This is a genomic window from Empedobacter sp. UBA7611, from assembly GCF_002484365.1.
Classification (GTDB): Bacteria; Bacteroidota; Bacteroidia; order Flavobacteriales; family Weeksellaceae; genus Empedobacter; species Empedobacter falsenii_B.
Genome location: NZ_DLJR01000008.1, coordinates 1 through 24,918 on the forward strand (window position 1 = coordinate 1; position 24,918 = coordinate 24,918).

Consider the following 24,918-nt stretch of genomic DNA (forward strand, 5'->3'; position numbering starts at 1 on the left):
GGTTTTTAGGGAAGATTACAGGAGGTTTAGCTTCTGTGGAGAATTCAATTTTAGGAATAAATACGAGATACTATGAAAATGGAAATAAAATGGAAGTTCATGGTAAAAGTTATGAAAAGTACAATGAAGATGGGACTTTATAAACAAAACAATATACGAAAGAAGGTGTTTTTTATGTTGAGAATTATTACAAAGGAAAACTATCGTCTAAACAATATGAAACGAAGGATAAGGAAGAGGTAACGCTTGTTTATGATCATGATAAATTTATAAGAAAAGAAATTATTAAGAATATTGATGGCGAAAAATATCTTTATAAATATTTGCCGAATGGAGAATTTATTGAAAAAGAGAAATATTATGCACCAGGAAAAGTAACTTCACCTTAATCGATTATACCTTTTCTATATTTTACAAAAAGTGAAATTTCGTTTACTAATAAAACAATATTAAATCCTAAAAATAAAAGAATCTCCGAACTCATATTGAAGTAAGCTACTCGATCTTGCAAAATCATAAAAGGAACTGCAATTGCGGCTGATAAAAAAATACTGAAAAAAGCAGATTGAATAAGTGTTGCAATGCGAATCATATTTCGTTTTGCTACTTGTGATGGATTAATTATCAGAATAATGGAATTGAAAAAGATAAATGCAATAATTCCTGTATTTATTGATAGAAATGATGAAGAATCAAATGATTGAAAGATATATTTCAAGCTGAAATAAATTCCTTTATCGTAACAAAATTTACAGAAAATAATGAATGATATAATCGTAACGCTTATGGTAATTGCCTTATTAATTCTGCTTTCTTTTGGTGTTGCAACTAATCTTTTTCCAGTCAAAATGGAAGGAATATAATTTTTGTTTCCGTCTAAATAATTGTACAACAAAATAATAATGGAAAATCCTGTAAATATAAAAAGTGATAATAGTTGTAAAACTAAATCTTGTTCAATCAATTTATAATTTAAATCAGATTCATAAACTTCATTTGAAACAAAAATATAAATTCCAATCATCGCAACGACATAGAGTTGATAAACAATTCCCCAAGCAGGATTTAGGTTAAAAGGCTGATTATAATCTTGGACAATTTCACTATAACTTTTTTCGCGTTTGAAACTGCTTGATTCTTCTTCAAAATTGGTAGAATTTTGAAAAATTATACCAGTAACTGCAATAAAAAATATTGAAGCTATTGCTCCAAAAAATACAAAAGCTGTGATTTGAACGTCGCAAAAATAATCTGTAATATTTATTAATAGAGGAGTTATAAGAAATAAAATCCATTTTGGACGAAGGTTTACTTGCCAAATTTCTTTTAGAATAAGTGTTTGAAATCAGCAATTGCTAATCCAAAAATTAAGAAAATAAAGGTCATAGAGTAGGTTTGGTTAAAAATACAAAAAGCCAACAAATTTGTTGACTTTTTGGTTTGAAATTTATTCTGTAATCCCTTCTAACATAAATAAGAAAGCATCTTCTTTTGCATCTTCTTTCAATGACTCGAATCGACCAGATGCACCACCGTGTCCTGTATCCATATTTGTATCTAAAAGTAAAATGTTATTATCTGTTTTTAAATCTCTTAATTTCGCCACCCATTTTGCAGGTTCCCAATATTGTACTTGAGAATCGTGTAAACCTGTCGAAACATAAAGGTTTGGATAAGCTTTCGCTTCCACATTATCGTAAGGCGAATACGATTTCATGTAATCGTAATATTCTTTTTCGTTTGGATTTCCCCATTCATCATATTCCCCTGTTGTCAATGGAATAGAATCGTCTAACATTGTTGTGACAACATCCACAAAAGGAACTTGCGCAATTACACCATTGAATAATGTTGGCTCGTAATTAATCACAGCACCCATCAACAATCCACCAGCAGAACCTCCCATTGCGTACAAGTGTTTTGATGACGTATAATTTTGTTGAATCAAATATTTTGCTGCATCAATATAATCGAAGAAAGTATTTTTCTTTTCTAACATTTTTCCATCTTCATACCATTCGCGACCAAGATATTGACCACCACGAATATGTGCAATTGCATAGATAAAACCTCTGTCCAAAAGACTTAATCGAACCGAACTAAAATAAGGCTCTATCGTGTAACCATACGAACCATAAGCGTAAAGTAGAAGAGGAGTTTCGGCAGAAAGAGGCGTATCTTTTCGACGAACCAATGAGATTGGAACCATTTCTCCATCGCGAGCTTCTGCCCAAATACGTTCAGAAATATAATTTTCTTTATCAAAATCACCTATAACAACTTGCTCTTTTTTGATTTCGAATGTTTTATCATTCATGTTAAAATCAATCACAGAAGAAGGAGTTGTCAACGATGTATATCCGTAACGCAAAATGTCAGTATCAAAATCTGGATTTGTGCCAACATTTGCTGTATAGGTTTCTTCGTTAAATGGCAAATAATAATCAGTTGAATTATCCCATGCTTTGATATTCATCTGCAATAAACCATTTGTGCGCTCTTCGATAACCAAATAATTCTTGAAAATTTCGAAACCTTCAATCAATGTTTCTTCGCGATGAGGAATTACATCAATCCAATTTTCTTGTTCTGTTTTTTCGACAGAAGTTTTCATTAATTTGAAGTTAAAAGCATCATCTTTATTGGTTTGAATATAAAATGAATCACCAAAATGTTCGATTGAATATTCTAAATCACGTTCTCTTTTTTGAAAGATTTTAAACTCAGCATCTGGTTGATTAGAAGGAATATATCTAAACTCGTCAGAAACAGTACTTGAAGATCCAATAATGATGTAATCTCTTGATTTTGATTTGTAAACAAACGCATTGAACGTATCATCTACTTCTTCAAAAACTAAAATATCATCTTCTTGTTTTGTACCTAATTTGTGTTTCCAAATTTGATAAGCACGCAATGTTTCATCTTTTCTTGTATAAAACAAGGTTTTATTATCAGCGGCCCAAACAGAACCTCCAGTTGTATTCTCTATTTTATCAGAAAGAATTTCTCCAGTTGTTAAATCTTTGATTTGAATCGTATAAATTCTTCGCGAAACATTGTCAACCCCAAAGGAAACCAATTGATTATTTGGTGCCATCGAAATTCCACCCAATTGATAGTACGAATGACCTTCAGCCATTGTGTTGACATCAAAAAGAATTTCATCTGGATTCTCTAAACTATCTTTTCGACGTTTGTGAATTGGATATTCTTTTCCTTTTTGATATTCCGTCAAATACCAATAACCATTCAATTTGTACGGAACAGACGAATCATCTTCTTTGATTCGCGCTTTCATTTCCTCAAAAAGTTTGGTTTGTAAAGCTTCTGTTGGTTGTAGAATAGCTTTTGTGTATTCGTTTTCTTGGTTCAAATAATTGATAACTTCAGAGTTTTCACGATCATTCAACCAATAATAATTATCGATGCGGATATCTCCGTGTTTTTCTAATTTTTGTTCTATTTTTTTCGCAATAGGTGCTTGCATTTTCTAAAATTTAAGGTGCAAATGTACTATAAAAACTTACTTTGAATAAGTTGTAGTTGACCAAGATTTATCACCTGTTTTATATTCGATGATGATATTATTTTCGTTCAAATAGCCAATTGTTTGGTAATTTCCGTTTTGAGAAATCACTGTCACATGGAAAATATTTTGTTGAGCAGCTGGATAAAATTGTGCAATAACTTGTGAATTTTCTTGGTCGATTAATACAAATTCGTTGTTATTTGTACTTGCTGTTGTGTAATTTTTTCCGTTTGATTTGTAAACGTTTTTGTTTTCTACAGTTTTATTTGACACTTGCGTAACGACTTTATTCGTTGTTTCTTTAATAGTTGTTGTATTTTCTGTTTTAGTTACAGGTAAATCTTTTGCATTTTGTTTTCCAACCTGATTCATAGCAAATGTTAAGGCTTCTTGATAACCTTTTGTAAAATCTTTTTCTTTTGACGAACCTTCATAAGTTGAAATCACATTATTATTACAGTCTGTAAACGTTACTTTTAATTTATTTTTAAAAGCAACAGAAGTATTTTCAATATTTGCTTTTGTAGCTAAACAAGGATTGATTTGCACATCTAAAGGAATAGAATTTTCATTTACAACTTCATAATCTTTTTTTCTCAAAGCAGTTTTCAATCCTGTATTCAATTGATAATCTTCTTTTACGAAATCTTTAAAGAGTTGAGGAACGATAACATATTTATAATCAGCTACATTTTGTGCTTGTAATGACGATAAAGCAATAAGAAATAAACTTGATAATATAATTTTCATAGCAAGATTATTTAGCTGATAATTTAACATCTTTCCAACTATTATTTTCAGAAACTTCATACGAAATTGTATTTCCACTGATGTATCCTACCGAAAAATAATTCGAATTTCCTTTTGTAACAATTACTCTGTAAATTCCATTTTTTAGGGTCGGTTCAAATTTTGCAACAACTTGATTTCCGTTTTCGGACATCAACATAAAACCACCATTTTGTAGTTCAATTTTTTGATAAGTAGTTGTTCCATCTGTCAATAAATTCGTAGCAGTGACCTGATTTCCTTTTGGTTCTGGCATATATGCAGCTGTTGTTTCTGTTTGGGGTTTTTCTAATTTCACCATTGGAACGGAGGCCTTTGCATTTTGAGATTTCAAAGGATTTAAAGCTAATTTTATTGCTTCTTGGTAACCTTTGTCATATTCTTTAATCTTAGAAGTTCCTTCAAATTTTTCAATATTTTTATTAGAACAATCTGTAAAACTTACCTCTAATTTATTATTTAAAAAACTTTTAACTTTTAAAATATCCGCATTCAAAGCTAAACAAGGATTTTGCACAACTTCTTGTGGCCAAGAAGATTTATCAGAAGGTAAAACTTCATATTTTTTCTGCGTTAATATATATCTTAATCGATTACTTAATTGATATTCATCTTTATCAAAACTAGAAAATTTTTCAGGAATATTGATGTACTTATAATCACTTGTTTCTTGTGCATTTATCGTAGAAAAACTACATAAAAGTATAGCAGCTATTAAATTTTTCATTTAAAAAGTTATTTGTATCAAATATAAAAAAATAGAATTGTTTTAACCTAAATATATTTGTTATGCTGAATTTTTCATTCCAAAATAGTTAATAAAATTGAATCATTTCAAATAATATTATTTGTAAGAAATGATTTATAGATCTGATTATAAATGATTAACTTTATTTAAATTAAAATCATAAAATTATGTCAAGTTTAAAAGATAAAGTTGCGATTGTAACTGGTGCTAGTTCTGGAATTGGAAAAGCTGTTGCTGAATTATATGCCAAAGAGGGTGCGAAAGTTGTGGTTTCGGATATTAATGAAGAAGGTGGAAATGAAGTAGTAGAAATTATCAAAAAGAATGGAGGAGAAGCGATATTTTTCAAAGCTGATACTTCTTCGCCAGAAGATAATGAAGCATTAGTAAATAAAACGCTTGAAGTTTATGGAAAACTTGATATAGCTTGTAACAATGCTGGAATTGGTGGTCCTGCCGAGCTGACTGAAAATTATCCGTTAGATGGTTGGAAAAAAGTAATAGATATCAATTTTAATGGTGTTTTTTACGGATGTAAATATCAATTACAAGCAATGGAAAAGAATGGAGGAGGTTCTATTGTTAATATGGCTTCTATTCATGGTACTGTCGCTGCGCCAATGAGTTCGGCTTATACTTCTGCAAAGCATGGAGTTGTAGGTTTGACGAAAAACATTGGAGCGGAATACGGACCAAAAAATATTCGTTGTAATGCAGTTGGACCAGGTTATATTATGACGCCTTTGTTGTCGAATAATTTGAGTGCAGATCATTTAGAGTTGCTTGTTACAAAACATCCAATGGGTCGTTTGGGACAGCCAGAAGAAGTTGCGGAGTTGGTTTTATTCTTAAGTTCGGACAAAGCATCCTTTATGACAGGCGGTTATTACCTTGTTGATGGAGGATATACAGCGGTTTAAAATATTTTTGATCGAATCTTTAAGATTAAATGGTTTTCTATAATTTAATCCTTAATTTTGCCTGAACGAAATACAAACAAACAATGAAATTTTTTATCGATACAGCTAACTTAGCTGACATTAAAGAAGCCCAAGATTTAGGAGTTTTAGATGGTGTAACAACAAATCCATCTTTAATGGCAAAAGAAGGAATTACAGGTCAAGAAAATATTTTGAATCACTACAAAGCAATTTGCGAATTAGTTGACGGAGATGTTTCTGCTGAGGTAATTTCTACTGATTTCGAAGGAATGGTAAAAGAAGGTGAAGCTTTAGCAGCTTTAAATCCTCAAATTGTAGTTAAAATTCCTATGACGAAAGATGGTGTAAAAGCGTGTAAATACTTTTCTACAAAAGGAATTAGAACTAACGTAACTTTAGTTTTCTCTGTAGGACAAGCATTATTAGCTGCAAAAGCTGGTGCAACTTACGTTTCTCCATTCATCGGACGTTTAGACGATATTTCGACAGATGGTTTAAACTTAATCGAAGAAATTCGTTTGGTTTATGATAACTATTTGTACGAAACTCAAATTTTAGCAGCTTCAGTTCGTAATACAATGCATATTGTAAACTGTGCAAAAATTGGTGCTGATGTTATGACAGGACCTTTATCATCAATTTTAGGATTGTTAAAACACCCATTAACAGATTCTGGATTAGCACAATTCTTAGCTGATTATGCTAAAGGAAACCAATAATTTAAAATAGAATTTTCTATATATGAGTCGCTTAATTTTAAGCGACTTTTTTTATGAATTTATATTAATGAAAAGCTTTTAATTATTAAGTTGATAAAAATAGTGTTAATAAATAAAAAAAGATATTTTATTATGAATAATATAAAACTATTAATTGTAAATTGATAAAAGTATTAGAAACTAAAACATTTCTTATTAGTATGTTAAAAACATTTATTTTGTTATCAGTCACGCTTGGTATCCCTTTTGTATTAATCATGTTTCTTTACGGAAGCACATTTTTCAAGAAAGATATCAATAATGACTAATAATTTTTTCCATTTACTAGAATAAAAATCCTTCACTTGTATGAGCGAAGGATTTTTTTATGATGGTTGATAAATGATTATTTTATAACAACTCTTTTGTTGATTTCCATTTGTTTTCCAACAACTTTGATGATATAAACACCTGGAGTTTTGAAATTAACTTCAACTTCTTTTTGATTTGATGAATTAGAAACTTCATTAATTAATTGTCCGTTGAAATTAAAAACAGAAACTTTCTGAATTGATTTCGAATTATTTTCAAGTTTAACTTTAATCGAACGATTTGTTACATTGTAAACTGAAACATCATCACGCTTTTGATATTCGAAATCTCCAGTTCCTAAATTCGAACCCCAAATTTTTTCTGCATATTCAGGATGATCAATAAATGGGTTTCTGTTTTTTTGGTATCTGTAGACTAAATTATTAATATCTTTTTCACGATCAGAAACAGGATCATTTAAATGCCAAGTCATTAATATTTTCAAGAAAGTGTCTGTAAAAACTTTATCTTTTGTTTTATTAAACATAGCATAAGACCAACTCTGAATACCATTTTCTTGATAACGAGTAGCAAAATAAAAATAAGCACGAGCTATATCACCTTTAAACTCATCAATTGGTTCGAAAACTGTTCCAGAAAATCCCGCAGAGTATCCAGAGTTTTTATTACTTCCTAATTTAGAGCCATTTAAAGAAGTGTATGTTGCACTTTCAACAACTCCATAAGGAAAATTATCTCTTTTATTATTAACATAACCATCAGTTGGCCAGATATGGAATGCATCTGCAACCATAGGAGAGTTTTTATTAAAAACACTTTGAGGAATAATATGCTCTCTGTTGTAGCAGTCTCCTTCATTTTTATAACCAGAACTGCCACATTGATCTGAAGATTTTATAAAATTATAAGGATCAATTTTTTTCGGTATCTCTGAATAAATATCATAAATAGAATTATCTTTTTCATCATATTTATCTAAAAAACCATTATCAGAATCTGTTCTATTATAAAGTGTCCATAATCCGCCATATGTTAAATCTGTATGGTTTTTTATTATTTCATATAGCTGTGTTTTTAAGGTAAAGCTGCTACCAGTTGCAGTGTCGTAATAGTTACTTGGTGCTTGCGCTGACGCTAAAACACTTACTGTAAATATAGATAAAGAACATAAAATTTTTTTCATAAACAATTTAGCTAAAAAAAGCTGTGATTTCCACAGCTTGTACTTTGTATAAATTTATGAAATTTAAAGTTTACTAATTGTTAAATTATTTACTGTAATTCTGATAAATCACCAATGAATCTTGAATTTGATTATTCAATAATTTATATAAATCTGGTTGGTTTAAAGAGACTCCACCTATCGATTTCAATTTTTTCTGAAAATTCTTAGAGCCTGACAAAAATTTTGCTCGATAAGAATCTCTATCCATGACTTTTTTGGCTTGTAAATCTTTAAAATCTTTTCTGATTTTTCGTGCATATAATTCAGATAAGTCAAATTGCAATTGCATTTCTCTTAAAACTTCAGCATGTTGCATGGATAGCCATGAATTACTTTCATCAAATTTATTGAAAACCCAAAGTTCTGGAATTTCACCTGTCGTTTCAGCAATTTGCCAACCTAATTTCGAGTCTAGAAAACCTTGAGGAACCTTTGTTTGAATAGGTTTCTTTTTAAAGTTTTCGTAATTAAGTTTCATATCTTTTTTCCATTCAATTACAGATTGAGCCTGAAGAGAATGAGAAGTGAAAAGAGTAATTATAATAAGAAAAAATATTGATTTATACATCAGATAATCAAGGTATTGATTTTAAATATTTTCTAACAAATCAAGTCTCATGCCATGAGAACCTTTTATCAAAATATTTTGAGTTTTGATTGGATTTTCTTTCAAATATTCTTCAAAGGCAACGCGGTTTTCAAATTTTTGAACTTTTGGATTATTCGTAATTGTTTCGCCAAAATTATGTCCTAAAATAAAAATTTGATCAAAATCTAAACTTTTAGCTAAATCTAAAATACGTTGATGCTCAGCTTTGGATTCTTCTCCAAGCTCGAACATATCACCAATAATAATTGTTTTAGAACCTTCAAATTTTGCAAAATTATTTAACGAAGCTTCCATACTACTTGGGTTTGCATTGTAAGCATCCATCACAATTTTGTAATTTTCTTTATTGATAATTTGTGAACGATTATTTGATGGAAAATAATTTTCGATTCCGTTTTGAATAGATTTTGCGTCAATCCCGAAATGTTGTCCAATTGCAATTGCACATGAAATATTGCTAAAATTATAGTTTCCTGTTAAATGTGATTGAATTTTTAAATCTTGGTATTTAACCGCCAAATATTCAGTTTCACTTTCTATCAATTCGATTTGAACATCTGCATTATGTTGATCAGAAAATGTAATTCGATTAATATCGTTAGTTTTTTCAACTTGAATAGGATCATTAAAGTTGACAAAAGCAGTTCTGTTATTTGCTCTCAAAAAATCATATAATTCAGATTTCCCTTTAATCACACCTTCAATTCCTCCGAAACCTTCTAAATGAGCTTTACCAAAATTGGTGATATACCCATAATCTGGTTGAGAAATAGAAGCTAATAATTCGATTTCTTTTTGATGATTCGCACCCATTTCGATCACAGCAATTTCTGTATCTTCTGGAATAGAAAGAATTGTCAAAGGAACTCCAATGTGATTATTCAGATTTCCGAAAGTATAATGCGTTTTGAATTTCTCTTTTAAAACAGCTGAAATCAATTCTTTTGTCGTTGTTTTTCCATTAGAACCAGTCAATCCAATAAATGGTATTTTAAGATAATTACGATAAGTTCTCGCTAAATCTTGTAAAGCTTCTAAAGCATCATTAACCAAAAAAATATTTTGAGATGTATTTTCAAATTCTTTCTCGTCAACAATTGCCATTACAGCTCCTTGATTAATCGCTTCTTGAGCGAAAGTATTTCCATTAAAATTAGCTCCTTTTAAAGCAAAAAAGATACAATTTTGTGAGATGTTGCGTGTATCAGTCGTAACTATTTTCGATTTAAGAAATTGATCGAATATTTCTGCTGTTTTCATAATGTAAAAATAAAAAATCTCGATGAAATTAATCGCCGAGATTTAAAATATTTTGAAAAGGATTATTATCCTCTACGTTTACGTTTTGATTCGAAACTACCAGAGTATTCTTGTGCTACACGGAAACCAATCCAGTTTGTTGCACTTGCTTGGTGTAAGTAACGTCTTTGTCCCGGATCTATCCAATAAATAGGGTCTTTCCAAGAACCACCTTTTACAACACGTGTTTCATCAGAGATGTCAGAAGTACGTTTAGAAGAATCTTTTTCTAAAATTACACGACCTTTTTCATCTACTCTAAATTTACGTTGAGGAGCGTTGTACATATCTTTTGTCGCTTGATCAGCAGATTTACCTTCCTCAGTACGTGGTGATAAAGAAGAATTAGGGTCACCATCACGATAATTTGTTAAATCATATACTGTTTGCTTTTTGTAAGCACCAGGTAATCCTTTGTAAACTAAACGTCCGTTGTCTAATGTATCATATTCAACATTTGTTTCGTCATATTTTTCAAAACCACCTGCTCCGTTGTCAATTTTTGTTTTTAAAATATTTCCACGGTAGTAGTTGAAATCGTTTGCTTCTTCATCAATAATTGGACGATAAACATCAGAAACCCATTCAGCAACGTTTCCTAACATTCCGTAAAGACCAAAATCATTTGAAGGATATTTACGCACATCACTTGTAATTGCAGAACCATCGTTTCCAAATCCTCCAATACCAGAGTAATCTCCACGTCCTTGTTTGAAGTTATCTAAATATTGTCCTCTTTGAGCACCTTTCGTAACTCTCAAGTTATTTTGAGCAACATCTTTTCCTTTGTATTCGTTGTATTCACGATTTCCAGGTAAAGCTAATGCAGCATATTCCCATTCAGCTTCTGTAGGTAAACGGAAAGGTTGCACTTCTAAAGAGCTAGTAGCACGATTCGCTTTTAAGATACGGGTATTTTGTGTTTTGATTTGATTCGCTTTCATAATTTTAGTCGAATCAATCGCTTCGTTTACATTTGTATCGCCTAACTTATATTGTTCAGCATTAAATGTTTTATTTCCGTAATTATATTCTTCATTAGCATAGTAATCTTTTGATAAGATTCCTTTGTTCATTAAGGCTTTTTCATTTGCACGATCTGTTAACCAATCACAATAGTTAACGGCTTGTAACCAAGAAATACCAACTACTGGGTAATAGCTGAATTCTGGAGAAAATAAATAATTTTCTGTAGAGAAATCATCACGAGATAATTGATTGTTAAAAACCGTTTCATCTGGTAATGCTCCATTATAAATATCCCTGTATTGTGTGTCTTCTGGTGGGAAAACAACTTTTAACCAAGTTAAATATTCTCTATATTCGTAGTTTGTAACCTCAGTTTCACCAATAAAGAAAGATTTCACTTGCATACGAACAGGAGAATTATTCCAATCGTGTAACACGTCATCTTTCGTAATTCCCATCGTAAAAGATCCTCCTTCGATGAAAACCATTCCAGGCCAAGCTTTGATGTTTTCTTTCTTTTTACCTGAAAAAAACCAACCTTTACTATCGTTTGGTTTCCATCCTGTACGACTTGTGAAATTTTTTGTTCCACCTCCTTTTTTCTTTCCTGAACTGCTTGCACAACCCATGAATACACTCATAGTAACAGCTGCAAGAGCAAGAGAAAAAATACGTCCTTTATTCATTTTCATAGAATATTTCTGGTTTTCGAAAATTAAATTTAATGCAAATAAAAGCATTTGACATTAATCTTACAACGAAAAAATGCTTTATTTCTTGTATCAAACGTAAGAATTATTTTTTTATTTTACGATTGAAAATATATTTGTCAAAATAGCGTTATTCAGACATGAAGAAATATTTTATTTTAGTTGCAACCTTGCTTCAATTTCCTCAATTGTTTAGTCAAAATTACAAAATAAATTGGGAGAATAATCAAACAATTTCTTTAACGAATGGAAATACGGTAAATGTGCCGTTTTTCTCGAATAAAGACAATTATTTTGTTGGAGGATATTTTCTTCCAGAATTTGTCGTTGAGTTAAATTCTACAAATCAAGAAGTTGAATTGTCAAATGTGCAATTTAAAGAAGTACAGAACGAATTGGCTGATTTGAACACCTTTTCGATTACAGATAAAATTAATTTTTCTTCATATAATATCATTGATAAAAATGGTCAGCAAAAACTGATTGTTAAAGTTCTACCTTTTATCAGACAAAATGATAAGATTTTAAAAATAGAATCTTTCTCAATTGTTCCGAAATCAATTCAATCTCGAAAAACATCTTCTCGAAAATTAATTGATAATTCGACTACTAGTGTTTTGAAAACGGGTGATTGGTACAAAATAAAAGTTTCGAAAGATGGTGTTTTCAAATTAGATAAAAGTTTCTTTACCAAAAATGGAATTCCAACTAATTTTAATCCAAAATCGTTAAAAATCTATGGTAATGGAGAAGGGCGTTTGATGGAAAATTTGACGGAAGGACGAAAAGGAGCGCTGAATGAAATTCCAATAAAATTTGTAGGAGGCGAGGATGGAAGTTTTGATAACAATGATTACGCGTTGTTTTATGCAAAAGGTCCGCATCAGTGGTACAGAAATAATACGACAACGTTGAAAGATGCAAAAGTTCGCTATAATTTATATGATGATTTTGCTTACTATTTTATCAGTTTTAATGGAGAAGATGGCAAGCGAGTAGGAGAGCAAACGCTTACTGCAAGTCCTATAAAAACTTTTTCTACTTTTGATAATTTACAATTTCATAAAAAAGATTCGATTAACTTAAATGGTCTTGGACAAATTTGGGTTGGAGAAAATATTGGTTTGAAAGATGGTTTTAAAAAAACATTCAAAGCTAATTCAATCGTAAATGGAGGAGAAGCTTATTTACGATATGCTGTTGTCGGGAAAAATGCGAATAACAATCGATATACAGTTAATGTTAATGGACAATCATTTACAGGAAGTTTAGAAAACACTGAATTTTCAAGAGTAATTAAAGAGGAAAAAATTTCTTTGACTTCAAATAATATTGATATAACTGTTTCTTCTGCAGGAAGTAACCCTTCTGGTTTAGGTTTTTTAGATTATTTGCAATTACGTTTCAAGGATAATCTAACTTATAATAATGAACAATTTACATTTCAGTTTTTAGAAAATATTAATGATAATAGTGTAAATGCTTTTACGTTAAATAATTCTTCTAATGTAACAGTTTGGAATGTTTCTAATATTCATTCAATTTCTTCAATTGTTCCGCAAAGTAATTTGTATAAATTTAGTACAAATAGTTTGAATCAGTTTGTCGCTTTTAAGGATGAAAATGCTTTTACAGATGCAAAATATGTCGGAAAAGTAGCGAATCAGGATATTCGTAGTTTGACAGATATTAATTATGTTGTGATCACGCATCCTAAATATATGGATCAAGCACAGCGTTTGGCGAATTTTAGAAAAGAACATGATAAGATAAATGTTGCAGTTGTTACAACGGAACAAGTTTACAACGATTTTTCTTCTGGAAGTCAAGATCCTATTGCGATTCGTGATTTCTTTAAATTCTTAAAAGATGGATCAAGTCCAAATTTAGAATATGGCGTTTTGTTTGGAGCAACAACCTATGATCCAAAAAATAGAGTAAAGGATTTTACAAATTATCTTCCAACTTTTACAGACGAACCTTCTCTTGATATTGATGGTGCGATTGCAACGGATGATTATTTTGCAATGTTAAATGATAATGTAAAAATGTTATCGAATAGCGTAGATGGAATTTATAGTTACGATGCTAATTGGTTTGAAATAGCTGTAGGACGAATTTCTGCTTCTAATTCTACTGAGGCAAAGATTTTGGTTGATAAAATAGTTTCATATTACGATAAAGTTCAAGGAAAAGGAACTTCCTATGGTGATTGGCGAACAAAAATTGTTGCAGTTACTGATAATGATAATAATGTAAATACTCCAGGTTTAAATGCCAAAATTGATACTGAATTTTCTAAACCTGAGAATCAAATTTATACGATTAATAAAATATATTCGGGAGCTCATCAACCTGAAAGTACTTCTGCCGGAGTTAGATATCCAACCGTAAATCAAGCAATTTTGAATGGAATCGAGTTAGGTTCAAACTTCTTGATGTATTACGGTCATGGAGGTCCTCGTAGTTGGGCACAAGAGCGAATTATAACAGCAGAAGAATTAACAAATTTATCCAATTTTAATGCAGCTTATTCACGTTTACCTATCGTAACAACTGTGACTTGTGATTTTACAATTTGGGATTTACCGCAATATAATTCTGCCGGAGAAGCTATGTTGAAAAACGCAAATGGAGGAGCCTTGTCTATGATAACAACCAATCGTCCAATTGGAACAGGTTACGGAGATTCGATGAATAATTTTTTGATCGAACAGTTTTTCAAGAAAGTTGGAATAGAAAATCAAACAATTGGTAAAGCGCTTAATGAAGCAAAATTAAATTATTCTCCAAAACATCAAAATAACAAAAGTGTAAGTATTCTTGGAGATCCGATGTTAGTAATTCATCGTCCACAACAAGATATTGAAATATTAAGCATCAAAAATAAAAAAGATGTAGATGCCCTTGCTGGTGGTAAAATGCAAGCATTAGATTTTATAACGATTACAGGTAAAGTAAATCAATTATCTAACACTTCTATTGATAATAATTTCAATGGGAAAATTGCGATTAGTTTGTATGAAAAACCTGAAACGAAAACCATTTTATCGGAGTCTGATTGGGCTGGAAAAACTTTCGAAACAGAAAATAAAACAATTTATAAAGGAACAGGAAAAGTTGAAAAAGGTGAGTTTACGATTCAATTTTATGTTCCGAAAGATATCAATTACGAGCTAGGAAATCGTAAAATAAAATTTTATGCTTGGGATGAGAAAGATGGTAAAGATGCATCGACTTTAAAAACAATTACGATTGAAGGAATTAATGAAGAAGGATTAAATGATGATGAACGTCCGCAGGGCAAGTTATATATGAATAATCTTCATTTTGCGAATGGAGGAATTACAGATCGTTCGCCTTATTTGGTGGGTTGTTTAACTGATAATTCGGGTATTAATGCAACAGGATCAAGTATTGGACACGATATTGTAGCAACACTTGATGGAAAAGTACAAGATGCTTATGTGTTGAATGAATATTATGATGGAGGTGATGCAAATCCTTGTGTCAATAAGAATTTCGAGGATTACCAGAAAGGACAAGTAATGTATCAATTGAAAAATCTTGAACTTGGTCAACATACTGTGAATTTAAAATTTTGGGATATCAACAATAATTCGAATACTGCAACGTTAGACTTTGTAGTAATGGAAAATGGAACAGGACAATTGCATATTGATAAATTGCTAAACTGGCCAAATCCATTTACTAAGAATACGTTTTTCCATTTTGAACATAATTGTGATTCTGAGTTAGATGTAATGGTTCAGATATTTACAATTTCAGGAAAATTGGTCAAAACAATCCGAAAAACTGTTTCGGCAGAACCTTTTAGAGAAGGATATCGAACAGGTAAATATGCGATAGAATGGGATGGTTTGGACGATTTTGGCGATAAAATAGGAAAAGGTGTTTATATTTACAAGGTCAATGTGAAAGGTGTTGATGATACGGTTTGTAAAGGATCAGCCGCAGCAGTTGAAAAACTTGTCATATTAAAATAATAAATAAAAAGATAAAATATAATCAATATAACACGAATGAAAAAAATTACCGCAAGCTTATTGATTTTAGCATCAGGATTTACTTTTGCTCAAGATACAGGAGGAAATGATACTGGGAACGATTATACAAAATCTAATCCAATTTTAACTGGAGCTCCATTTTTAAGAATTTCTCCAGATGCACGTGCAGGTGGTTTAGGAGATCAAGGTGTAGCCACATCAACAGATAATTATTCACAATACTGGAATGCGGCAAAATATGCTTTTGCACCAGATTATTCAGGAGTAGCATTTACTTATACTCCATATATGGGATCTTTGGTGAATGATGTTTTCTTATTAAATGCAACTTATTACACTTTCTTAGGACAAGATGAGCGTAGTACATTAGGAGCAAGTATCTATTATTTCAATATGGGAGAAATAGAACTTAACCAATTACAAGGAACTGATATTGTTTCGATGGGAAAAGCAAAACCAAATGAATTCTCTATCGATTTATCATATGGTTTACGTTTAACGGATAACTACTCGATGGCGGTAACTGGTCGTTTCATTCGTTCAGATTTATTCAATGGAGTAAGCGATGGTACAGTTCAGCCAGCAAATACATTTGCAGTTGATTTAGCAGGTTATTATCAATCAGAAACAATGGATACCAACAATTTTGAAGGAAAATTACGTGGAGGTTTCCAAATCTCTAATATTGGTCCAAAATTAGATTATTCAAACTCAGAAGATAATGCATCATATTTACCAACAACTTTACGTTTAGGTGTTGGATATGATTTCAAATTTGATGATTACAATAAAGTAGGAATTACAACAGAATTTTCTAAATTATTAGTTCCAACTCCAACATATGAGAAAGATGAAAATGGAAATCCAATTCCTGGTACAGGATATATTCCTAATAAAGGAGTAATGTCTGGAATTTTTAGTTCATTTGGAGATGCTCCTGGAGGAGGAAAAGAGGAGTTAAAAGAAATTATGTATTCTGTTGGTGCAGAGTATTCTTATAATGATGCTTTATTTATTCGTGCAGGTTATTTTCACGAAAGTCCAATGAAAGGTGATCGTCAACATTTGACATTAGGTTTAGGACTAAAATACAATGCGTTTGCTTTTAATGCTTCTTACTTAATTCCAATGTCAGATACAAACAATGCTTTAGAAAACACATTACGTTTCGGTATTGCTTGGAATTTTGGGGGAGAAACACAAAATAGTTACGATTACTAGAAATCGTTAAGATTAAGTTATAATTGGCTAACCTTTTGGTTAGCCTTTTTTTATTTATTAACTTAAATCAAGTTTTAAATTAATAGTTAAAACTAATTTTACATCAATTAAAAAACTAAACTAATTATGTCTAACGTTGGATTAATTTTAGAAGAAAAAGCTGCTGATATAGGAAATTTTTTGGTGGGTAGATTATTACCGTTTCGTCAAAAAAGACATGTCGGACCATTTGTGTTTATCGATCATATGGGACCAACAAAAATGAAAGATTATCAAAATCTTGATGTAGGACCGCACCCACATATTGGTTTATCAACTTTGACTTATTTATTTGAAGGAGCGATTATGCATCGCGATAGTTTAGGAACTGAATTAGAAATTCAGCCTGGAGCTGTGAATTGGATGACTGCCGGTAAAGGTGTTGTGCATTCTGAGCGAACTCCAGAATATTTACGTACAACAGAAAAAACATTACATGGTTTACAAATTTGGGTGGCTTTGCCAAAAGAATTAGAAAATATGGAGCCGAGTTTTGTTCATATTGAAGCAGATAAATTACCAAATTGGTCGGACGAAAATGCTGATTATAGATTGATTGCTGGTAAGTTTGGTGAACATACTTCTGGCGTGCCTGTTTATTCTCCTTTATATTTTATTGAGATTAAAGCTAAAAATGATTTCAAAGTTTCTTTAGATAAAGATTTGTATGGAGAATCTGCTTTGTATGTATTAGAAGGTTCTATCAAAGATGGAGGAGAGACATACGGAACAAAACAATTATTAGTTGCGAAAGAAGCTACTTTGTGTGAGTTCGAAATTACGGCTGGTTCTACCGTTTATATTTTTGGAGGAGAAGAATTACCGGAAGAACATTTTATCTTTTGGAATTTTGTAAGTTCTTCAAGAGAAACGATTGAAACGGCAAAGGAAAATTGGATTAATCATCGTTTTCCTAAAGTTCCTAGAGATGACGATTACGTTCCGATTCCGCAAGCTCAACAAAAATCTAAAATAAAAGAAAACGATAAATAAATTGATAATGAGTGATATTAATGTAACGTCAACTTCGACAGATAAAAATTATATTTCGAATATTAAAGCTGGGAAACACGAATTTAATGTAGATGAACCTTTAGATAAAGGAGGTTTGGATACAGCTGCAAAACCAAGCGAATTATTGGGAGCTGCATTGGCTTCTTGTACTTCGATTACATTGCAAATGTATATGAATCACAAAGAATTTGCTTACAAAAAAGTTGAGGTAGATGTCAATTTTGATATGATTACAACTGAGCCAATTACTTTTCAACGTCATGTTATCATAGAAGGCGATTTCGATGAGAAACAACAAACAAGATTACTGAAAGTTGCAAATTCTTGTCCTGTGCACAAAGTATTAGAAAAAGGTCACGAGATAGAAACAACGATAGAGTTTATTTAATAAAAAAATCCACTTCAGATGAAGTGGATTTTTTTATCTTAATATTTTATCTAGCTAATCCTGGTTGGATATCCCGAAATTCCTTCGATTACAATTTTCGGATTACGTTTCAATAAAACAATTAATTGTCTTAATTTTTCTGCGTTATAATCTTCATTAAACATATCATCGTGCATTAAAATTACCAAATGATTTTTTTCGAATGTTTTATTTTGATCCAAACGATGTACAATTCCTTCGTATATTTTTTCAGGCGAAGAAAGTTGATGATTTGCAGATTTTTTTCCACTTCTTTCCCATTCATAATCCCAACCGTAAATATAATATTGATTTTTAGCCAATAAATCAGCTGCTGGAATTGCATTTTTTACTGGATCGTCTTTTTTACGTTTGTTCAAACGCCATGTGTTACGCGCAGGCAAACGCACCCAACGAGAATGTATGTCTAATACCACCTCATTTTTGCGAATATCTTCGTAAACATTTTCTGGTACATTGTAAAAAGCTTTGTATTTGTTGCGAGCATGCGAAAAAGTATGGTTAGCAATTTCTACATTTGGATTAGCTTTATAATCTTCTACATGTTGTTTCAAATCTTTTGTAAAAGCATTAAAACCAACTAAGAAAACCGTTCCTTTTACATTTTCTTCGGTTAATATTTTATTGATATTTTTGCTTCCTTTATATGGACCATCATCAAAAGTTAAGTAGACATATTGTTTTGTCGAATCAATAGGATTTTGCTTTTCTTCTTTTACAATAGTATCTAATTGCAAAGCTGATGAGTCAATTTTTACTGTATAAATAGAATCAACATCATTCTGCAAAATTTCTTTTGGCTCAGAAGAAGTTGTTGTTTGATTTTGAATTGGATTATTTGCGTTTTTACAAGAAAAAACAAAAAGTAAAGTTCCAATTGCTAGAAAACTTTTTAGATGTTTGTTGATAGTGAACATTGATTGTTTAGGTTTTGTGCGAAATTAATAATTTAATCTGATTTGAAATGTTAAATGATTGATGTTATTTATCAGATTATTAAGTATTTACGGTTTTTAATTGTTGTAAATATTGCTTAATAACTTGAATTACACCATCTTCATCGTTAGAAGGCGCTTTAAAATTCGCTACTTCTTTTACATTTTGATGCGCATTTTCCATAGCAAAACTATATTTTGCCAAATTTAGCATTTCCAAATCATTCATAAAATCCCCAAAAACAATGATTTCTTCAGAAGAAATATCCAATTTATTCATCAAAGCTTGTAATGCAACTCCTTTGTTCGATTTTTTATTCATAACATCTAACCAAACTTCGCCAGAAACCACAACTTTTAATCCATATTTTTCAAAATCAACTAATTTTGGAAATACATTAAATTCTGTTCCATCAGCATGATTTACTGCAATTTTAATGAATTGTTCATTTTCGATTTTAGTTAAATCATCAACCCAAATATTTTTATCGTAATAATTTTTAAAATATTCTAAAAAAGTTTCATCTTTCGATTCCACATAAGCGGCATTTTTGCCAGCCAAAACAATATTTGCACCTTCTATTTTACGTACTTCTTCTACGATTTCTTTTACAACAGACCAATCCAATTCGTCAATAAAAACTTCCTCACCTTTGTAGGTAACATAAGTTCCGTTTTCAGCAATAATTGCCAATTCATCTTTTATATTTTCAAAATATGAAATGATACTATAGTATTGACGACCACTTGCAGGTACAAATGTGATGTTGTTTTCTTTTAATTCTTCGTAAATTTTATTGAATTCTGGACTTAATGAATGATCAGAACGCAACAAAGTTCCGTCCATATCTGTCACGATTAATTTTATATTTTGCATTGATTTTTTCTTAAATAAAAAAGGTCTCATAATTGAGACCTTAAAGTTAGTTATAAATTTTTGTTTTGTTCTTCTGCGTCGCCAACCATATTTCGGACAATTCCTGGATTCGAATGCTTTTTCTTCATTTTCAAATTCAAGAATTCGACTAAAACAGAGAATCCCATTGCAAAATAAATGTATCCTTTCGAAATGTGTTGATCAAATCCTTCTGCTAATAACGAAACACCGATTAATAATAAGAATGATAAAGCCAACATTTTAACAGTTGGATGATCGTTCACAAATTTAGAAACCGCACTTGCTGAAAGCATCATAACAGCAACAGCGATAATCACAGCCGCAATCATAACTTCGATATGTTCTGCCATACCAACTGCTGTAATCACAGAATCTAATGAGAAAACAATGTCTAAAATTAAGATTTGTACAATAGTTCCTGCAAAAGAATGTACTTTCACTTTTCCATCAGTTTCTTCAACACCTTCTATTTTGTGGTGAATTTCTACTGTCGATTTATAAATCAAGAATAATCCTCCGATTAATAAAATCAAATCTCGACCAGAGATTGCTAATTTTTCTAACCATTCGGTTGAAGTAATACCAATCCATTCGCCAATATTGAATAGAGGAGTGGTAAGACTCATCACCCAACTTAACGAGAATAAAAGGATAACACGTGTAAACATGGCTAAAAATAAACCAAGTTGTTGCGCTTTCTTTTGCTGATGTGCAGGCAATTTTCCTGACAAAATAGAGATAAAAACAATATTATCAATCCCTAAAACGATTTCTAACATTGTTAATGTAAATAATGCAACTAATGCATCTGGTTGTAAAAAAATACTAAAATCCATCGATAAATTTTGAAGTTTCGAAAATACAACTAAGAATAACAATTAAAGTTTGAGTGATAATTATTTGATGTTAATTTAACATTAGAACTTATACAAAATTATTTACAGATTAAATCAATTAAATCGTTTTAGCAATATAGAATTAAACTCTACTTTTGCGAAAAAGGCTTAGAATGATTTCAAAGGTTCAACTTCGGTTGCAGTTTCTCGTACTTCTTTGGGGATTTACAGGAGTTTTCGGAAAATTAGTTACAATGAGTGCGTTGCCAATGGTTTGGTATCGTGTTCTTATTGCGGCTATTGCGGTTTTTATTTACATGAAATTCAGAAAAATGGATTTCAAAGTGACTAAAAACGAATTATTGAGATTACTTGCTATCGGTGGAATTGTCGGAATACATTGGTTTACATTTTATTTGTCAATTAAACTTTCTAACATTTCAATAGCTTTGAGTACATTATCAATGGGCGCGCTTTTTAGTGCGATTTTAGAACCTATTTTCTTTAAGCGAAAAATTAATCTGCTTGAAATTATTCTTGCCATAATCGTTTCTGCTTGTGTAGCTGTTATTTTTAATGCATCACCAGAAGATTATAAATTGGGAATTATCATCGGTATTTTGTGTAGTTTTCTATCTGCATTGTTTGCTGTTCTTAATTCGAGATTACCAAAATCAATCAAACCTACTAAAGTTACTTTATACGAAATGATTGGTGGAGTGATCACACTTTCGGTGGTAATGATTCTTTTTCAGCCAGAAGCTATTTCCGAAGTTGTAAATATAAGTTGGTCAAACTTAGGATGGTTGACTTTACTTGGTGTCATTTTTACAGCTTTTGCACAAATAGAATCAGTTGATTTACTGAAACATGTAAGTGCTTTTACGTTGATGTTGAACGTAAATTTAGAACCAGTTTATGGCATCATTTTGGCAAGTCTTATTTTTGGAGATTCAGAACATATGAATCCTATATTTTACATTGCTACAGGGGTAATGGTACTTTCTATCATTATGAACGGAATATTAAAAACAAGATTTTCTAAATAATTTATTGTCAAAAAGACGCATTTGTTTTAAAGAATGCTTATCATTTAATATCTTTGCTTCAATTGAAAAGTAAACCATAATCACATGATACACTCTATTATTACAGGTGTTGGGCATTATGTTCCCGAAAGAGTTGTTACAAACTTTGATTTAGCTGAGGTGATGGACACCAATGACGAATGGATTCAGGAACGTACAGGGATTGTCGAAAGAAGACATATCGAGCCAGGTTCTAAGATTTCGTCTACAGATTTGGGTGTTATTGCGGCTAAAAATGCGTTAGAAGATGCAGGAATCACTGCTCAAGATATTGATTTTATATTATTTGCGACTTTATCTCCCGATTATTATTTTCCTGGAAATGGTGTATTGGTGCAAAAAGAGTTAGGTTGTCGTACAATTGGGGCAATGGATATTCGTAACCAGTGTTCTGGCTTTGTATATGCGTTATCAACGGCTGATGCTTTTATAAAAGCAGGAGTTTACAAAAATATTTTGGTGATTGGAGCAGAAGTGCACTCATTCGGATTGGATATGTCGGATGAAGGTCGTGGCGTTTCAGTAATTTTTGGAGATGGAGCAGGAGCAGTAATTGTTTCTGCATCGGAAGAAGAAGGACGTGGAATTTTATCGACTAATTTACATTCTGAAGGTGAATTTGCTGAAGAATTAGCAGTTACTTTCCCAGGAACAAAAACAGGTTGGTCGGACGAATTATTGAAAGAAGGAAACACTTTAACTAAAAAAGAAATTTACCCGTATATGAATGGAAACTATGTTTTCAAACATGCGGTAACTCGTTTTCCAGAGTCAATTATCGAAGCTTTATCGGCTGCGAATAAAAAGCCTGAAGATTTAGATTTATTTATTCCGCATCAGGCGAATTTGCGTATTTCTCAATTTGTACAAAAACAATTGGGATTACCAGATGAGAAAGTCTACAACAACATTATGCGTTACGGAAATACAACGGCAGCGTCTATTCCGATTGCATTGAGTGAGGCAAAACAAGAAGGTAAAATCAAAAAAGGAGACTTAGTAATGATGACTGCTTTTGGAGCTGGATTTACGTGGGGTTCTGTTTTGATGAACTGGTAAGTGTCCCGTCCTGAAATAGCGATACAAAAAAGAAATCGTTATTATGGAAGTGTAAATCGTCAGCAAAAAGTGGACATCTAAGACCTAAAATTTAAGGTAGTGTTTTAAAAATCATTAACTTTAATTATGGCAACATCCAAAAAACCAACTCCAGAGAAATATGTAAAAGATATTCGTCAAAATACAAGACGAATATTTACAGCGGAACAAAAGATTTTAATTGTAATGGAAGCTTTACGAGCAGAAACTTCGATAGCTGAACTTTGTAGAAAATATAGTATTAGTCAATCTCAATTTTATAAGTGGAATAAAGAATTTCTAGAAGCTGGAAAAAAGCGATTGTCTGGAGATATTACTCGAGAAGCTAGAAGTGACGATGTAAGTGAATTACGTAAAGAAAACCAGCGTTTAAAAGAGATTGTAGCTGATTTGGTTGTACGTTATGATATCGTAAAAAAAACCTTGAACTCGTTGGATTAAAAACAAAATTCAAGAAATATATGCGATTATCAGCAAGTGAAAAACACGAAATTATACAGATTGTAACTCGCTCTGAAATTGGAGTTAAACGTACTTTAGAGGAGTTCGGAATTGCACGGAGTACCTTCTATAAATGGTACTCAAATTATTTAGAAAATGGATTTGAAGGTTTAGAATCAAAAAATTATTCAACCCATCGAAAATGGAATAGTATACCTGATTCTCAGAAGGATTTAATTGTAGAATTAGCGTTGGATTATCCTGAATTATCTGCTAGAGAATTGGCTTTTAAAATGACCGATGAATTAGGAATTTATATTTCAGAATCGAGTGTTTATCGAATATTAAAGCAGAGAGATTTAATTCCAGCACCCAATCATATTTTAATTTCAGCCGCAAACGAATTTAAAGATAAAACCAATTTTGTTCATCAAATGTGGCAGACTGATTTCACTTATTTTAAAATTATAGGATGGGGATGGTATTATTTAAGCACGATTTTAGACGATTACAGCCGATATATTATTCATTGGGAATTATGCAGTTCGATGAAGGCAGAAGACGTAAAAAGAACTGTAAAAACAGCAATTGAAAAAGCTAAATTAAAAGCGAAACAGAAACCAAAATTACTATCAGATAATGGCCCTTGTTATGTGTCAAGTGAATTAAAAGATTACTTGAAAAATACGCAAAAAATGGAGCATGTTAGAGGTAAACCACTACACCCGCAAACCCAAGGGAAAATCGAAAGGTATCACAGGACAATGAAAAATGTAGTAAAATTAGATCATTATTACCATCCTGATGAGCTGACAGAAGCGTTAAATAAGTTTGTAGAAAACTACAACAATTGCAGGTGTCATGAGGCTTTGAACAATCTTACGTCTTCGGATGTGTATTTTGGTCGAGCAGATAAAATTTTAGAACAAAGAGCAATTATTAAACAACAAACAATTGCAAAAAGAAGGCAATTGTATTATCAAGAAAAAATAATAAATTTATAAACCAAACACTCTCTTAATTTTTAGAAAGAGGTGTC

Annotated in this window: 20 protein-coding genes; 9 read left to right on the top strand and 11 right to left on the bottom strand. The window is 31.2% G+C overall.

Annotated features, from left to right (window positions below; all coding sequences use genetic code 11):
- Window positions 1-385 precede the first annotated feature (385 nt).
- From B3R94_RS00990 to B3R94_RS01005, 4 genes are all read right to left on the bottom strand, one after another.
- Window positions 386-1,024, bottom strand: coding sequence for a hypothetical protein (locus B3R94_RS00990; RefSeq protein ID WP_291098018.1), 639 nt, complete (start codon window positions 1,022-1,024; stop codon window positions 386-388).
- 423 nt (window positions 1,025-1,447) lie between these two features.
- Entirely contained in the window at window positions 1,448-3,490 is a 2,043-nt protein-coding gene (locus B3R94_RS00995) for a S9 family peptidase (RefSeq protein ID WP_219034992.1), read from the bottom strand.
- Window positions 3,491-3,526: 36 nt separating this feature from the next.
- A complete protein-coding gene (locus B3R94_RS01000; protein WP_291098021.1) occupies window positions 3,527-4,282 on the bottom strand; it encodes a hypothetical protein in 756 nt (251 codons plus the stop codon).
- Window positions 4,283-4,289: 7 nt separating this feature from the next.
- Window positions 4,290-5,048, bottom strand: a complete 759-nt coding sequence (locus B3R94_RS01005; RefSeq protein WP_291098024.1) for a hypothetical protein — start codon at window positions 5,046-5,048, stop codon at window positions 4,290-4,292.
- A 188-nt stretch (window positions 5,049-5,236) separates the two neighbouring features.
- On the opposite strand from B3R94_RS01005, the gene B3R94_RS01010 reads away from it, so the two are divergent.
- Window positions 5,237-5,989: an SDR family NAD(P)-dependent oxidoreductase gene (locus tag B3R94_RS01010; protein ID WP_125349843.1), complete on the top strand. Its 753-nt coding sequence runs from the start codon at window positions 5,237-5,239 to the stop codon at window positions 5,987-5,989.
- A gap of 83 nt (window positions 5,990-6,072) precedes the next feature.
- Window positions 6,073-6,729: a fructose-6-phosphate aldolase gene (gene fsa / locus B3R94_RS01015; protein ID WP_125349844.1), complete on the top strand. Its 657-nt coding sequence runs from the start codon at window positions 6,073-6,075 to the stop codon at window positions 6,727-6,729.
- 385 nt (window positions 6,730-7,114) lie between these two features.
- On the opposite strand, the gene B3R94_RS01020 is transcribed toward fsa, so the two are convergent.
- The 4 genes from B3R94_RS01020 to gldJ form a co-directional block, all read right to left on the bottom strand.
- Window positions 7,115-8,224, bottom strand: a complete 1,110-nt coding sequence (locus B3R94_RS01020) for an endonuclease (RefSeq protein ID WP_125349845.1) — start codon at window positions 8,222-8,224, stop codon at window positions 7,115-7,117.
- 85 nt (window positions 8,225-8,309) lie between these two features.
- Window positions 8,310-8,744, bottom strand: a complete 435-nt coding sequence (locus B3R94_RS01025; RefSeq protein ID WP_291098027.1) for a hypothetical protein — start codon at window positions 8,742-8,744, stop codon at window positions 8,310-8,312.
- Between the two features lie 111 nt (window positions 8,745-8,855).
- The gene (locus tag B3R94_RS01030; protein WP_291098030.1) at window positions 8,856-10,136 is read right to left on the bottom strand and encodes a UDP-N-acetylmuramoyl-tripeptide--D-alanyl-D-alanine ligase; all 1,281 of its coding nucleotides are present in this window, start codon (window positions 10,134-10,136) and stop codon (window positions 8,856-8,858) included.
- Between the two features lie 65 nt (window positions 10,137-10,201).
- Window positions 10,202-11,830, bottom strand: a complete 1,629-nt coding sequence (gene gldJ, locus B3R94_RS01035) for a gliding motility lipoprotein GldJ (RefSeq protein ID WP_291067528.1) — start codon at window positions 11,828-11,830, stop codon at window positions 10,202-10,204.
- A 164-nt stretch (window positions 11,831-11,994) separates the two neighbouring features.
- Between gldJ and porU the strand changes: the two genes are divergently transcribed.
- The 4 genes from porU (at window position 11,995) to B3R94_RS01055 (ending at window position 18,544) form a co-directional block, all read left to right on the top strand.
- Window positions 11,995-15,861, top strand: coding sequence for a type IX secretion system sortase PorU (gene porU, locus B3R94_RS01040; RefSeq protein WP_291098033.1), 3,867 nt, complete (start codon window positions 11,995-11,997; stop codon window positions 15,859-15,861).
- Between the two features lie 36 nt (window positions 15,862-15,897).
- Window positions 15,898-17,103, top strand: a complete 1,206-nt coding sequence (gene porV, locus B3R94_RS01045; protein ID WP_291098036.1) for a type IX secretion system outer membrane channel protein PorV — start codon at window positions 15,898-15,900, stop codon at window positions 17,101-17,103.
- A 126-nt stretch (window positions 17,104-17,229) separates the two neighbouring features.
- On the top strand, window positions 17,230-18,135 hold the full coding sequence (locus B3R94_RS01050; protein WP_291098039.1) for a pirin family protein: 906 nt from the start codon (window positions 17,230-17,232) through the stop codon (window positions 18,133-18,135).
- 7 nt (window positions 18,136-18,142) lie between these two features.
- Window positions 18,143-18,544, top strand: a complete 402-nt coding sequence (locus B3R94_RS01055; protein ID WP_221855955.1) for an OsmC family protein — start codon at window positions 18,143-18,145, stop codon at window positions 18,542-18,544.
- A gap of 50 nt (window positions 18,545-18,594) precedes the next feature.
- On the opposite strand, the gene B3R94_RS01060 is transcribed toward B3R94_RS01055, so the two are convergent.
- The 3 genes from B3R94_RS01060 to B3R94_RS01070 form a co-directional block, all read right to left on the bottom strand.
- Window positions 18,595-19,500, bottom strand: coding sequence for a polysaccharide deacetylase family protein (locus B3R94_RS01060; protein WP_291098042.1), 906 nt, complete (start codon window positions 19,498-19,500; stop codon window positions 18,595-18,597).
- A gap of 79 nt (window positions 19,501-19,579) precedes the next feature.
- The gene (locus B3R94_RS01065; protein ID WP_291098044.1) at window positions 19,580-20,395 is read right to left on the bottom strand and encodes an HAD family hydrolase; all 816 of its coding nucleotides are present in this window, start codon (window positions 20,393-20,395) and stop codon (window positions 19,580-19,582) included.
- A gap of 50 nt (window positions 20,396-20,445) precedes the next feature.
- Complete coding sequence (locus B3R94_RS01070; RefSeq protein WP_291072814.1) at window positions 20,446-21,252, bottom strand: TerC family protein; 807 nt, start codon at window positions 21,250-21,252, stop codon at window positions 20,446-20,448.
- A gap of 173 nt (window positions 21,253-21,425) precedes the next feature.
- Here B3R94_RS01070 and B3R94_RS01075 point away from each other — a divergent pair, with 173 nt between their 5' ends.
- From B3R94_RS01075 to B3R94_RS01085, 3 genes are all read left to right on the top strand, one after another.
- Window positions 21,426-22,301, top strand: a complete 876-nt coding sequence (locus B3R94_RS01075; RefSeq protein ID WP_115000757.1) for a DMT family transporter — start codon at window positions 21,426-21,428, stop codon at window positions 22,299-22,301.
- An 84-nt stretch (window positions 22,302-22,385) separates the two neighbouring features.
- Window positions 22,386-23,399 (top strand): beta-ketoacyl-ACP synthase III, encoded by a 1,014-nt coding sequence (locus B3R94_RS01080; protein WP_038331461.1) that lies wholly within the window; start codon window positions 22,386-22,388, stop codon window positions 23,397-23,399.
- Window positions 23,400-23,525: 126 nt separating this feature from the next.
- Window positions 23,526-24,883, top strand: a protein-coding gene (locus B3R94_RS01085; protein ID WP_414647249.1) for an IS3 family transposase whose coding sequence is annotated in 2 segments (ribosomal slippage) — window positions 23,526-23,861 and window positions 23,864-24,883 — 1,356 coding nt in all. Because the reading frame shifts where the segments join, the coding sequence is not laid out codon by codon here.
- Window positions 24,884-24,918: the final 35 nt, after the last annotated feature.

Bases quoted from the DNA above. Each gene is read 5' to 3' on its own strand.
- B3R94_RS00990 (WP_291098018.1), bottom strand. From the start codon at position 1,024: ATGATTGGAATTTATATTTTTGTTTCAAATGAAGTTTATGAATCTGAT.
- B3R94_RS00995 (WP_219034992.1), bottom strand. From the start codon at position 3,490: ATGCAAGCACCTATTGCGAAAAAAATAGAACAAAAATTAGAAAAACAC.
- B3R94_RS01000 (WP_291098021.1), bottom strand. From the start codon at position 4,282: ATGAAAATTATATTATCAAGTTTATTTCTTATTGCTTTATCGTCATTA.
- B3R94_RS01005 (WP_291098024.1), bottom strand. From the start codon at position 5,048: ATGAAAAATTTAATAGCTGCTATACTTTTATGTAGTTTTTCTACGATA.
- B3R94_RS01010 (WP_125349843.1), top strand. From the start codon at position 5,237: ATGTCAAGTTTAAAAGATAAAGTTGCGATTGTAACTGGTGCTAGTTCT.
- fsa (WP_125349844.1), top strand. From the start codon at position 6,073: ATGAAATTTTTTATCGATACAGCTAACTTAGCTGACATTAAAGAAGCC.
- B3R94_RS01020 (WP_125349845.1), bottom strand. From the start codon at position 8,224: ATGAAAAAAATTTTATGTTCTTTATCTATATTTACAGTAAGTGTTTTA.
- B3R94_RS01025 (WP_291098027.1), bottom strand. From the start codon at position 8,744: ATGAAACTTAATTACGAAAACTTTAAAAAGAAACCTATTCAAACAAAG.
- B3R94_RS01030 (WP_291098030.1), bottom strand. From the start codon at position 10,136: ATGAAAACAGCAGAAATATTCGATCAATTTCTTAAATCGAAAATAGTT.
- gldJ (WP_291067528.1), bottom strand. From the start codon at position 11,830: ATGAATAAAGGACGTATTTTTTCTCTTGCTCTTGCAGCTGTTACTATG.
- porU (WP_291098033.1), top strand. From the start codon at position 11,995: ATGAAGAAATATTTTATTTTAGTTGCAACCTTGCTTCAATTTCCTCAA.
- porV (WP_291098036.1), top strand. From the start codon at position 15,898: ATGAAAAAAATTACCGCAAGCTTATTGATTTTAGCATCAGGATTTACT.
- B3R94_RS01050 (WP_291098039.1), top strand. From the start codon at position 17,230: ATGTCTAACGTTGGATTAATTTTAGAAGAAAAAGCTGCTGATATAGGA.
- B3R94_RS01055 (WP_221855955.1), top strand. From the start codon at position 18,143: ATGAGTGATATTAATGTAACGTCAACTTCGACAGATAAAAATTATATT.
- B3R94_RS01060 (WP_291098042.1), bottom strand. From the start codon at position 19,500: ATGTTCACTATCAACAAACATCTAAAAAGTTTTCTAGCAATTGGAACT.
- B3R94_RS01065 (WP_291098044.1), bottom strand. From the start codon at position 20,395: ATGCAAAATATAAAATTAATCGTGACAGATATGGACGGAACTTTGTTG.
- B3R94_RS01070 (WP_291072814.1), bottom strand. From the start codon at position 21,252: ATGGATTTTAGTATTTTTTTACAACCAGATGCATTAGTTGCATTATTT.
- B3R94_RS01075 (WP_115000757.1), top strand. From the start codon at position 21,426: ATGATTTCAAAGGTTCAACTTCGGTTGCAGTTTCTCGTACTTCTTTGG.
- B3R94_RS01080 (WP_038331461.1), top strand. From the start codon at position 22,386: ATGATACACTCTATTATTACAGGTGTTGGGCATTATGTTCCCGAAAGA.